This window comes from Bradyrhizobium sp., assembly GCF_019244115.1.
Lineage (GTDB): Bacteria > Pseudomonadota > Alphaproteobacteria > Rhizobiales > Xanthobacteraceae > Bradyrhizobium.
In genome coordinates this window covers 1-11,509 of record NZ_JAFATE010000293.1, presented here as the reverse complement: position 1 = coordinate 11,509, position 11,509 = coordinate 1, and the positions used below count along the sequence as shown (strand labels likewise).

The following is an 11,509-nucleotide window of genomic DNA, read 5'->3' as shown; positions in this document are numbered from 1 at the left end:
GCCAAGCAGCATCTCGCTCATGTCGACGGCGTCATGCTCGGGCGTGCGGCCTATCAGGAGCCCTGGCGGCTGCTCGAGGTCGATGCGGAGATCTTTGGCGCGCCAGGCGGGCCGCGCAGCATGAAGGACGTGTTCGCGGCCATGATGCCCTATGTCGCGCGCGAACTCGCCTCGGGCACGCGGTTGCATGCGATCACGCGGCATTTCGTCGGCGCCTTCCACGGCGTGCCCGGCGCCCGTGCGTTCCGCCGTCACCTCGCCGTGCATGGCGTCAGGGCAGGGGCAGGAATCGACGTGCTGGTCGACGCGATCGCCCTGGTCGAAGAGCGCGCCGGCGCGATGGCGGCGTAGCGCAGCCTCCAGCGACGTGGACATACGCGACGCGACCGAGGCCGATGCCAGCGGCAGCTGCATGGTCTTCATGCAGCTGATGCTTGAAGATCCTGCTCAGGGATAGCCGCGCAGCATCAGGTGGTCGGCGCGCACCTCCCAGCTTTCCAACCGGTCGAGGAAGGTCATGCCGAGCAGATTGGTCTTCATCTGGCCGTGCGGCACCACCAGCGCCGGGATCGAACGCTCGACCAGATTGCCGATCGCGAGCCGATCGAGCGTCAGCCGCGCCGCCCTGGTGTGCCCGCCGGCCGTCTCCAGATCGACATTGTAATCGAGCAGCTCGAGCGGCAGTCCGGCCGCTTTCGCGGTCTCGTAGGTGAGCACGACCGAGGTGGCGCCGGTGTCGATCACCATCGGGACGGCTACGCCATTGATCTTCGCCTGCAAGGTGAACTCGCCGCCTTGCCCCCGTCCGATCTGTACGGCGCGCGCTGACGGCGTGTGCTTGCGGAACATCGCGGAGACGCTGTCGCTGGCACGCGCCGCCGTTTCGGGGTCCTTGTAGGCGACGACCGTTCCGACGGTGACGGCCATCAAAAGCAGGACGAGAAGGGCGCGGTTCATCGCGATCCTCCGCACATGGCTCCCGTGCCGATCACGGCCGCCTCGTCATCGGCGCAAGGCCAGCGCCGGCCATGCGCGCCGGCAACTCTGCCATCAGCGCGCGCCGCTCGGCGCTCTCCATCCCTCCCCAGCGCGCAATTTCGGGCAGGGTGCGTCCGCAGCCTAGGCAAAGCCCTGTTTGGGGATCGATCATACAGACGGCGATACACGGTGTGTCCTGGCTCATTCGACAATATTGACTGACGCCTCGAAGCTTGCGCAAGGGAGCAACGGCATGCGCGGGCCTCATCCGGTGCCCGCGCTCATGATCGGCTTGCGGCGCAGCCTGCGCCTGTCGTCGGCGGCTGCCGTTTCCGGCTGCAGGGGCGGCGCGTCCGCCTCGTCGGACATCGGGCCCAGCGCCGACATCACGCGCTCCGGCGGGAAGGTGACGATCACCTCGGTGCCGATGCGCAGCTTCGATTTCAACGTAAACGTGCCGCCATGCATGTCGATCAGATTCTTGGCGATTGGAAGGCCGAGCCCCGCGCCCTGTTCGGCCGATTTGATCGAGTTGGAGCCCTGGCCGAAGGAGGCCAGCACGATCGGGATCTCGTTCTCGGGTATCCCCGAGCCGGTGTCCTTGACGCTCAGATATTGTCCGCCGGAGGCGGTCCAGCCGGCCTTCAGCCAGATCTCGCCGCCCTGCGGGGTGAACTTGATGGAATTCGACAGCAGATTGAGCACGACCTGCCGGATTGCGCGCTCGTCGGCCCACAGCCGAGGCATGCCTTGCTCGAACACCTCGTAAATGGTGATGCCGCGGCTCGACGCGCGCAGTTTTAGCAGATGGTGGCAGTCGGCCACCACATGCACCAGCGAGACCGCTTCCTCGTTGAGCTCGTAGCGGCCGGCCTCGATCCGCGACAGGTCGAGGATCTCGTTGATGAGGTTGAGGAGGTGAACGCCGGAATTGTGGATGTCGGCGGAATATTCCTTGTAGACCGGCACGGTGTGCGGCCCAAAGATTTCGCTCTTCATCACCTCGGAAAACCCGAGGATCGCATTCAGCGGCGTTCTGAGCTCGTGGCTCATCTGCGCCAGGAATCGCGACTTGGCGACGTTGGCGGCTTCGGCGCGGTGCCGTGCTTCGTCCGAGATCGCCTTGGCCTGCTCCAGTTCGCCGATCAGCGCGTCCTTTTCGGCGCGCGCCTCCAGCGTCGCCAGCGTGGTCGAGTGCAGGCGGTGGGCGAGCAGGGCGAAATAGCCCTCCGCGGCGAGCGCGAGCGCGGCCAGCACGTAATTGTCGAACGCGCCGCTCAGCACGAAATTGAGCGCGATCGCCACCGTCACCGGCGCGGTCGCGGCAAGGGCCGCGACCGGCAGATTCGCCGAGAGCATGCTGGAGACCGCGATCACCAGCAGCATCAAAAACATGATCATAGCCCCCGAGGCCGCATCGAGCGCCGGATGGATCAGCACGGTGACCCAGCACAGGCCGTAGAGCAGATCGAGCAGCACGAAGCGTGTGCGCCATTTGCGGGTCGATGGGATCGAGGGCTGTTCGGCGAGAAAGCGGACGCAGTGGCGCGTGATCGCGGCGTGAACGCAGAGCATGCCGCAGGTCCAGGCCGCCGCAGTGATCGGCTGCATCCACAGGCCGAACAGCAAGCCCGTTGCAACCACCAGCAGGATGACGACGAGCGACGCGGAGATCCGGGTCTGCGCGTATTGACGTAACAGCTCTCGGTCGAAAGCCGGGCGGGTTCCACTGGTCGACGTTAACTTGTCCCGCGCCTCGCGCACACGCTGCTGGGCCGCCCGCCGGGCATTGACCGGAACCGGGGCGGGCGGTTCTGCCGGAGGCTGAAAAACCTCAGGTTTTTCGGCGGGTTTGCTCATCAAACAACACAAATCCTGCCCGCGGACCGCGCGAGCCTTTTGGATCGCCTATCTGTGGAGCCAAATCCTTAAGAGCTGCCTTAAAGAGCTAAAGAATCCCGTTAATGCGGGGTTAAAACTAACCTGTGCGGCAGCTCCAGAACCGGCCGAGGACGTCATTGCGAGGCGCAAAGCGCCGAAGCAATCCAGTTCTTCGCCCGTGGCCCTGGATTGCTTCGCTTCGCTCGCAACGACGGTCCGATTACCGCTCCAGTCGCGCCAGCAGGCTCGATGTGTCCCAGCGCTTGCCGCCCATCTTTTCCACCTCGGAGTAGAACTGATCGACCAGCGCGGAGACCGGCAGGTTGGCGCCGTTGCGACGGGCCTCGCTGAGGCAGATCGACAGATCCTTGCGCATCCATTCGACGGCGAAGCCGAAATCATACTTGCCGTCGTTCATGGTCTTGTAGCGGTTTTCCATCTGCCAAGACTGCGCGGCACCCTTCGAGATGGTCTCGATCACGGCGGCTACGTCGAGGCCCGACTTCTTCGCAAAATGGATGCCCTCGGAGAGACCCTGCACCAGCCCTGCGATGCAGATCTGGTTGACCATCTTGGTGAGCTGGCCGCTGCCGGCGGGTCCGAGCCGCTTGCACATCCGGGCATAGGCCGCGATCACGGGCTCGGCGCTCGCATAGGCATCCTCGGCGCCGCCGCACATCACCGTCAGCACGCCATTTTCCGCGCCGGCCTGTCCGCCCGAGACGGGCGCATCGACGAATTTGAAGCCGCCCTTGGTGGCCGCGGCATCGAGCTCGCGCGCCACTTCGGCTGACGCAGTGGTGTGATCGACGAAGGTCGCGCCTTTTTTCACGCCAGCGAAGGCGCCGTCCGGACCGATCGTGACCGCGCGCAGATCATGGTCATTGCCGACGCAGCACATCACAAAATCCTGGCCCTCGGCGGCGGCCTTGGGCGTCGGCGCGCTCTTGCCACCGAACTTCTCGACCCATTGCTGCGCCTTGGCCGCGGTGCGGTTGTAGACCGTGACCTCGTGGCCGCCTTTTTTCCTAAGGTGTCCCGCCATCGGGAAACCCATCACGCCGAGACCGAGAAAAGCGACTTTGGCCATGGATCGAACCTTTTGTCTTGGGGTTTTGCCGGGGCGTTCGCCCAGCCCATCTGGGAAAGGTTTGGCGACCCTGATCCGCAGGGGAAACGCAGGTTCCGCGCAAACGACAGGCGGGCACCATAACGGCTGCGCAGGGGAGGGCAACGGCTTCGTTTGGCGACGGGTCCCGGTTTTGTGCTAGGCTCCTTGAGCCCCAAGCAAATTCACAAAAAAGGGAGTGTATCGCATGGGCATGAGTGTAGGCGTGCTCGACCATTTCAACATTCGGACCCGCAATCTGGCCGATACGGTCCATTTCTATGAGGATGTTTTGGGCCTGGAAAAGGGCCCGCGTCCGAACTTCGCCTTCCCCGGCGCCTGGATGTACAGCGAGGGCAAGGCGGTGGTGCATCTGGTCGACATCTCCGGGACCAGCGAGCCGCAGAAGCCGGATTCCGGCGTCGTGCATCACGTCGCCTTTGCCAGCCGCGGTTTTGATGACATGAAGCAGCGGCTGAAAGCCAAGGACATGCGCTTCGAGGCGCGGCAGGTGCCGGGCGGCGAGCTGTGGCAGATCTTCGTCGATGACCCCAACGGCGTCCTGATCGAGCTGAACTACGAGGCCGCCAAGGAAGGCAGCGCGGCCGCGCCCGAAGAACGCAAGGACGATATCGGGGCCAAGCAGCACGCGTAGAGCAGAGCGTGACGGCCCTTTGCGCGAAGCGATCGGTGCGTGTCGCAGTTCACCTCTCCCCGCTTGCGGGGAGAGGTCGGATCGCATCTTAAGATGCGATCCGGATGAAGGGGACTCTCCCCGAGTAGCGGTCTTGGAGACTCCCCCTCACTCCAACCCTCTCCCCGCAAGCGGGGAGCGGGAGCCCAGCTGCATCGTGGCTGGCAGCCGAGGTCGGAAGGCTGTTCTTTTCTGCTGGGCCGTCCTATCTGTGCCCTGACGATTTCGGCAGGAGATGCGCCTTGAGCGTGACGCAGCAACAGGTTCTCGACACCCTGAAGAAGATCAGGTCGCCGCGCGGCATGGCCCTGACCGAGGCCAATGTGCTGTCGGCGATCGCGGCCAGTGACGGCAAGGTGTTTTTCTCGATCAATGTCGACGCCAACGAGGCACGCGCCTGGGAAGGCGTCCGCGCCGAGGCCGAGGCCGCGGTGCGCGCGATTGCCGGCGTCTCCACTGCCCTGGTCGCGCTCACGGCCGAGCGCCGGCCCGGTGCCGCGGCGCCGGCGCCACAGCGGCACGCACCTGGTCACACGCATGGCGTCCAGCCGGTCAGCGCCCATCGGCCGCCGCAATCGCCGGCCTCGCCGATGTCGCGACAGGCCGAGATTCCCGGTGTCGCTGCGGTTATCGCAGTCGCCTCCGGCAAGGGCGGAGTCGGCAAGTCGACCACCGCGGTCAATCTGGCGCTCGGCCTCTCCGACCTCGGCCTCCGGGTCGGCCTGCTCGATGCCGACATCTACGGACCATCCATTCCGCGGCTGACCGGGCTGCACGAGAAGCCGGAATTGACCGAGGAGCGGAAGATGATTCCGCTGCAGCGCTTCGGCCTCTCGATCATGTCGATCGGCTTTCTGGTCGAGGAAGACACTGCGATGATCTGGCGGGGGCCGATGGTGATGTCGGCGATCAACCAGATGCTCAGGGACGTGGCATGGGGCACGCTGGACGTGCTCGTCGTCGACATGCCCCCCGGTACCGGCGATGCGCAATTGACGCTCGCACAGAATGTGCCGCTGAAGGGCGCCGTCATCATCTCGACGCCGCAGGACCTCTCTTTGATCGATGCGCGGCGGGGGCTTGCGATGTTTCGCAAGGTCAATGTGCCGGTGCTCGGCATCATCGAGAACATGAGCTATTTCCAGTGCCCGCATTGCGGCTCGCGTTCGGACATCTTTGGCCATGGCGGTGCGCGCCACGAGGCCGAGCGGCTCGGCGTGCCGTTCCTCGGCGAGATCCCGCTGCACATGGCGATTCGCGAAACCTCCGATTCGGGCCATCCGGTCGTGATCAGCGACCCCAGGGGGACGCATGCAGCGGCCTACCGGGCCATTGGCTCAGCGATTCGCGATCAGCTCAAGGGCGTCATCGCCGCCGCATAGGCCGAATCGCGAGTCTGCCGAGATATGCGACTTTGGTACGGTGCGTCATGGCTTGCTCGCGTTTTCGCAAAGCGCTGTTCCGTGTTAAACGCCCGCGAGGAACGCTCCCGTTCGACGTAGGACGTGATTGGGTGGGTGCGAGCGATCAAACACGTGGGAAACGTCCCCTCAAGCAGGAGATGCCTTGCAATGAAGCGTCGTGATTTTCTGAAAGTGTCGGCGGTCGGTGCCGCAGCGAGCGCGGTGGCCGCGCCGGCGATCGCCCAGTCCTCGCCCGAGATCAAGTGGCGCCTGACCTCCAGTTTCCCGAAATCGCTGGACACGATTTATGGCGGCGCCGATCAGGTCGCGAAATACGTCGCCGAAATGACCGACAACAAGTTTCAGATCCAGGTCTTTGCCGCCGGTGAAATCATCCCGGGCCTGCAGGCGCTCGATGCCACCTCCAACGGCACCGTGGAGATGAGCCACACCGTCTCCTACTACTATGTCGGCAAGGATCCGACATTTGCGATCTATGCCTCGGTGCCGTTCGGCCTCAACGCGCGTCAGCAGAACTCGTGGTGGTACCAAGGCGGCGGGCAGGAGCTCGGCAACGAGTTCTTCAAGAAGTTCGGCGTCATCGGTTTTCCCTGCGGCAACACCGGCACGCAGATGGGCGGCTGGTTCCGCAAGGAGATCAAGACCGTCGCCGATCTCTCCGGCCTGAAATTCCGCATCGGCGGCATCGCGGGACAGGTGCTGCAGAAGGTCGGCGTGGTGCCGCAGCAGCTCGCCGGCGGCGACATCTACCCGGCGCTCGAGAAGGGCACCATCGACGGCGCCGAATGGGTCGGGCCCTATGACGACGAGAAGCTCGGTTTTCAGAAGGTTGCGAAATACTATTACTACCCCGGCTTCTGGGAAGGCGGCCCGACCGTGCATGCCTTCTGCAATCTCGAAAAGTGGAATTCGCTGCCGAAGAACTACCAGGCCATCGTCACCAACGCGATGGCGAACGCCAACAGCTGGATGGCCGCGCGCTACGATATGCAGAACCCGGCCGCCCTGAAGCGCCTTGTCGCGGGCGGCACGCAGCTGCGCCCGTTCACCAATGAAGTGCTGGAAGCTTGTCTCAAGGCGACCAACGAATTGTGGGCGGAGATCTCGGCCAAGAACCCCGATTTCAAGAAGTCGATCGATGCGATGCAGGCCTATCGTTCGGACGAATATCTCTGGTGGCAGGTCGCCGAATACACATTTGACAGCTTCATGATCCGTTCGCGCACCCGCGGCTGACGATCCGGCGTCATTCCGGGGCGTCGAAGACGCGAACCCGGAATCTCGAGATTTCGGGTTCGCCCCGGAATGACAACGGATGTCTTAGTCTTAAGTCGTAGAAAGCCCGGCCGCTGGCCGGGCTTTTTGCGTATTCGGAGGGATGGAAATCGCAGATTGGATGTTCCATCCTTGTGACAAGCCTCGGCACGAAGGCGAACAATGACACGTCCAACAGGGAGAGAACATGAAGAGACGAGATTTCATCAAGGTCACCGGTCTGGGGGCTGTAGGTGCGGCGACATTGGCGGCGCCCGCGATTGCGCAATCGATGCCCGAAATCAAATGGCGAATGACAGCGAGCTGGCCGAAATCGCTCGACACCCTTTATGGCGGCGCCGAGCTGATGGCCAAGGCGGTCGGTGAAGCCACCGACGGTAAATTCCAGATCCAGACTTTTGCCGCTGGAGAGATCGTCCCTGGCTTGCAAGTTGTCGATGCGGTCCAGAACGGCACAGTCGAGATGGGCCACACCGCGTCCTACTACTATTTCGGCAAGGACCCGACCTTCACCTTCGGTGCGTCGGTGCCGTTCGGTCCGAACATGCGCCTCAACCAGGGTTGGTATGTCATCGGCGGTGGCAAAGAGGTCCTGAACGATTTCTACAAAAGCTATAACATCATCTCGCTGCTCGCCGGCAACACTGGCGCTCAGATGGGCGGCTGGTTCCGCAAGGAAATCAACACCGTCGATGATCTGAAGGGCCTGAAATTCCGTATCGGCGGATTTGCTGGAAAGGTGCTGCAGAAGCTTGGCGCCGTGCCGCAGCAGCTCGCCGGCGGCGATATCTATCCGGCGCTTGAGAAAGGCACGATCGACGGTGCCGAATGGGTCGGTCCCTACGACGACGAGAAGCTCGGCTTCTACAAGGTCGCGCCTCACTACTACTACCCCGGTTGGTGGGAGGGCGGCCCGATGCTGCTTGCGTTCGTCAATCTGGACAAGTGGAATGCGCTTCCGAAATACTATCAGAGCACGCTCGAACAAGCCGGCCACCTTGCCAACAATTGGATGATGGCGAGGTACGACCAGGCCAACCCGATGGCGTTGAAGAAGCTGCTTGCCGGCGGCACCAAGCTGCACGCCTTCTCGCCGGAGATCATGCAAGCCTCGTTCAAGGCTGCGATGGAATTGCACGCCGAAGTGTCGGCGACCAACGCCAACTTCAAGAAGGCCTACGAGTCCCTGATGGCGTTTGCGAACACCGGGTATCAGTGGTTCCAGGTTTGCGAGATGGGCTTCGACCTCTTCATGACACGCCACGCGCTGAGCTGACGCATCCGTCGCTGCGAGGAGCGTAAGCTCTTAAGCAATCCAGTGTCCCGGGCTCGGCCCTGGATTGCTTTCGCTTCGCTCGCAATGACGAGAGGCTGCGGCAACCCCGGAGAAGGCTCCGGGGCACTTCCTGCACGAAAGCGATCGCCGGATGCGACCGTTTTGTCCGCGACCTCCGTTCATCCGTTCGCGGCACCGCACCACGCCAAGCCGTGCAAAACACGCGGCCTCCTACTGGAATTTCATATTTCTGCGCCACATTGCGTTGTCAGTCGGCTCTTCTGAAGCCGGCCTTTATAACCAACAATAGGGAGGACAGACCATGCATCGACCCTATCTTGTCGGCGCGACAGGGCTTTTTGCCTTGGTCGCGATTTCCGGTACGCCCGCGCTGGCGTCGCCGTGCACCAACCTGCAATCGCTTCAGCTCGAGCACACCACCATCACATCGGCCACCGACAACACATCCGGCGTGTTCGTGGTGCCCAACGCCAACCCGCCGCAGACCATCGGCGGACTTCCCGCGTTCTGCCGCGTCACGGCGACGCTGACACCGACCTCCGACTCGGCGATCAGGATCGAGCTGTGGCTGCCGGAGACGACATGGAACGGACGCTTTCTCGGCACCGGCGGCGGCGGGTTTCAGGGCGTCATCACCTACAATGAGCTCGCGAGCGGCATCCAGGGCGGTTTTGCCACGACCAACAGCGATCTCGGCACCGGCGTGTCCGGGTGCAGCCCGCTGTATTGCGGCTCGAACGGCAACATGGGCAACCCGCTGGCCATCGCGTTCGGCGATCCGCCCAACCCCAGCCCCGGCCTGTTCGGTCATCCCGAGCGGATCAAGGATTTTGGCTACCGCGCGATCCACCTGATGACGGTGCGCGGCAAGGAGATCGCCGACGCGTTTTATCAGCACGGCGCCGCAAAAGCCTATTTCGCTGGCTGCTCGACCGGCGGCCAGAACGCGTTGATGGAAGCGCAGCGCTTCCCGAACGACTATGACGGCATCCTCGCGGGCGCGCCGGCGTTCAACCGCACGCACCTACACATGGGAGCGATTTCGCTGTGGCAGGACACTCATGCGAGCCCGGGGCGCCTGATTCAGCCGGGCCAGATGACGCTGATCAACAAGGCGGTGCTCAAGCAATGCGTCGGCCAGGACGGCGGGGCTGCGACCGACCAGTTCTTGACCGATCCGCGCGACTGCCGCTTTGATCCAAAAGTGCTGCAATGCACCGGCGGCAACGTCCCACCGGCCTGCCTGTCCGCCGACCAGGTCACGACGATCCGTAAATACTATGCTGGCACCATCGATCCGGTGACCGGCGAGGTCATCAATCCCGGCTCCGAGCGCGGCAACGAGACTGACGATGTGCGCGCGCTCGGGCTTGCGCTGCAGGAGAATCTTCCGGAGCCGGCGTTCGACGGACTGTTCTACTGGGTGTTCGGGCAGAGTTTTGGTTTCCCGAGCGGAGCCCACAATTTCCAGAATTTCGACTTCCACAACGACGTCGACACTGTCGATGACCAGCTCGCCAGGGTACTGAATGCGAACTCGACCGATCTCGGCGAGTTTCGCGAGCACGGCGGCAAGCTCATCCTGTATCACGGCTGGGCCGATCCGCTGATCCCATCGCAGAGCAGCATCAACTATTTCAACGCACTCGTTGAAAACGAAGGCGGCGGGTTCCAGCCGGCGCGCTTTGACAAGGACGGCACGCGGCGCAAGACCCAGAGCTATGCCCGCCTGTTCATGGTGCCCGGCATGTTCCACTGCTCGGGCGGTCCCGGGCCCAACGTGTTCGACGCGATCACGCCGCTCGTGACCTGGGTGGAGAAGGGCACCGCGCCGGACACGATCGTGGCGACAAAATTCGTGGCCGACACGCCGCCGGCCGTCGAGATGACGCGGCCGCTCTGCGTCTATCCTAAGGTCGCGAAATACAATGGCAGCGGCAGCACGACCCTAGCTGCGAACTTTACCTGCGTCAGCGACGAGCGCGACTTCAACCAAACGCCGGCCCCGCAATTCGGGCCGTGACAATGCGAAAAACCCCGGGCCTCCGGGGTTTTTGTTTAGGCGTCATCGTCCGCGAAAGCGGACGATCCAGTATTCTGTACATTCTCCGTTTAGTTCAAGTGCCGCCGATTACTGGATGCCCCGCCTACGCGGGGAATGACGCAGCTAGAGGCAAGGTCGCTCGGATTACTGCTTCGGCGGCCCGAAATCGAGCGGCGGCAGCTCGATCTGCGGCACCTCGATCTTGACCTTGTTGAGGTCGACCTCGACGGGCTTGTCGAGCAGGATGGTGACGGTGGACGGGAGGGCGATGACGAGCAGCACCATGATCGCCTGCAGTCCGACCCAGGGCAGGGCGCCCCAATAGATGTCGGAGCTCTTGACCTCCTTCGGCGCTACGCCGCGCAAATAGAACAGCGCAAAACCGAACGGCGGATGCATGAACGAGGTCTGCATGTTGACGCAGAGCATGACGCCGAACCAGATCAGCGCCGGTCCGTCGCCGACCGCGGGCCCGAGAATCTTCTGCGCGATCGGCGCGATCATCGGCAGGATGATGAAGGCGATCTCGAAGAAGTCGAGGAAGAACGCCACGAAGAAGATGAAGACGTTGATGAAGATCAGAAAACCCCAGACGCCGCCGGGCAGCGAGGTCAGGAGGTGCTCGAGCCAGACGCCGCCGGAGACGCCCAGAAACACCACCGAGAAGCAGGTCGAGCCGATCAGGATGAAGGTGACCATGCAGGTGATGCGCATGGTGGTCTGGTAGCCCTGCTTGATGAGGTCACGCAGTTCGGGAATGCGGGCCGCCTCGATGCAGATCCAGGCCACCGCGAAGTAGGTCACGGCA

Annotated in this window: 11 protein-coding genes; 6 read left to right on the top strand and 5 right to left on the bottom strand. The window is 63.2% G+C overall.

The genetic code is table 11. The features are described from left to right. On the top strand, positions 1–351 hold a 351-nt coding region (locus JOZ76_RS13065; RefSeq protein ID WP_291699042.1), incomplete at its 5' end, for a tRNA-dihydrouridine synthase. Positions 352–447: 96 nt separating this feature from the next. Here JOZ76_RS13065 and JOZ76_RS13060 read toward each other — a convergent pair. The 4 genes from JOZ76_RS13060 to JOZ76_RS13045 form a co-directional block, all read right to left on the bottom strand. Then, entirely contained in the window at positions 448–957 is a 510-nt protein-coding gene (locus tag JOZ76_RS13060) for a TIGR02281 family clan AA aspartic protease (RefSeq protein WP_291699041.1), read from the bottom strand. Between the two features lie 31 nt (positions 958–988). After that, positions 989–1,183, bottom strand: a complete 195-nt coding sequence (locus JOZ76_RS13055) for a DUF1289 domain-containing protein (protein WP_291699040.1) — start codon at positions 1,181–1,183, stop codon at positions 989–991. Positions 1,184–1,242: 59 nt separating this feature from the next. Next, positions 1,243–2,838: a sensor histidine kinase gene (locus tag JOZ76_RS13050; protein ID WP_291699039.1), complete on the bottom strand. Its 1,596-nt coding sequence runs from the start codon at positions 2,836–2,838 to the stop codon at positions 1,243–1,245. A gap of 241 nt (positions 2,839–3,079) precedes the next feature. Beyond that, positions 3,080–3,949, bottom strand: coding sequence for an NAD(P)-dependent oxidoreductase (locus tag JOZ76_RS13045; protein WP_291699038.1), 870 nt, complete (start codon positions 3,947–3,949; stop codon positions 3,080–3,082). Positions 3,950–4,175: 226 nt separating this feature from the next. Between JOZ76_RS13045 and JOZ76_RS13040 the strand changes: the two genes are divergently transcribed. The 5 genes from JOZ76_RS13040 to JOZ76_RS13020 all read left to right on the top strand — a co-directional run bounded on the left by JOZ76_RS13040 (position 4,176) and on the right by JOZ76_RS13020 (position 10,680). Next, a complete protein-coding gene (locus tag JOZ76_RS13040) occupies positions 4,176–4,622 on the top strand; it encodes a VOC family protein (protein ID WP_291699037.1) in 447 nt (148 codons plus the stop codon). A gap of 281 nt (positions 4,623–4,903) precedes the next feature. After that, positions 4,904–6,043 (top strand): Mrp/NBP35 family ATP-binding protein, encoded by a 1,140-nt coding sequence (locus tag JOZ76_RS13035; RefSeq protein WP_291699036.1) that lies wholly within the window; start codon positions 4,904–4,906, stop codon positions 6,041–6,043. 189 nt (positions 6,044–6,232) lie between these two features. Further along, complete coding sequence (locus tag JOZ76_RS13030) at positions 6,233–7,321, top strand: TRAP transporter substrate-binding protein (RefSeq protein WP_291699035.1); 1,089 nt, start codon at positions 6,233–6,235, stop codon at positions 7,319–7,321. A gap of 226 nt (positions 7,322–7,547) precedes the next feature. Continuing rightward, positions 7,548–8,636, top strand: a complete 1,089-nt coding sequence (locus JOZ76_RS13025; protein WP_291699034.1) for a TRAP transporter substrate-binding protein — start codon at positions 7,548–7,550, stop codon at positions 8,634–8,636. 322 nt (positions 8,637–8,958) lie between these two features. Next, on the top strand, positions 8,959–10,680 hold the full coding sequence (locus JOZ76_RS13020; RefSeq protein WP_291699033.1) for a tannase/feruloyl esterase family alpha/beta hydrolase: 1,722 nt from the start codon (positions 8,959–8,961) through the stop codon (positions 10,678–10,680). Between the two features lie 165 nt (positions 10,681–10,845). Here JOZ76_RS13020 and JOZ76_RS13015 read toward each other — a convergent pair. After that, positions 10,846–11,509 (bottom strand): TRAP transporter large permease subunit (locus JOZ76_RS13015; protein ID WP_291699032.1); only part of this gene is annotated, 664 nt, incomplete at its 5' end.

Bases quoted from the DNA above. Each gene is read 5' to 3' on its own strand.
- JOZ76_RS13050 (WP_291699039.1), bottom strand. From the start codon at position 2,838: ATGAGCAAACCCGCCGAAAAACCTGAGGTTTTTCAGCCTCCGGCAGAA.
- JOZ76_RS13060 (WP_291699041.1), bottom strand. From the start codon at position 957: ATGAACCGCGCCCTTCTCGTCCTGCTTTTGATGGCCGTCACCGTCGGA.
- JOZ76_RS13040 (WP_291699037.1), top strand. From the start codon at position 4,176: ATGGGCATGAGTGTAGGCGTGCTCGACCATTTCAACATTCGGACCCGC.
- JOZ76_RS13030 (WP_291699035.1), top strand. From the start codon at position 6,233: ATGAAGCGTCGTGATTTTCTGAAAGTGTCGGCGGTCGGTGCCGCAGCG.
- JOZ76_RS13045 (WP_291699038.1), bottom strand. From the start codon at position 3,949: ATGGCCAAAGTCGCTTTTCTCGGTCTCGGCGTGATGGGTTTCCCGATG.
- JOZ76_RS13055 (WP_291699040.1), bottom strand. From the start codon at position 1,183: ATGAGCCAGGACACACCGTGTATCGCCGTCTGTATGATCGATCCCCAA.
- JOZ76_RS13025 (WP_291699034.1), top strand. From the start codon at position 7,548: ATGAAGAGACGAGATTTCATCAAGGTCACCGGTCTGGGGGCTGTAGGT.
- JOZ76_RS13020 (WP_291699033.1), top strand. From the start codon at position 8,959: ATGCATCGACCCTATCTTGTCGGCGCGACAGGGCTTTTTGCCTTGGTC.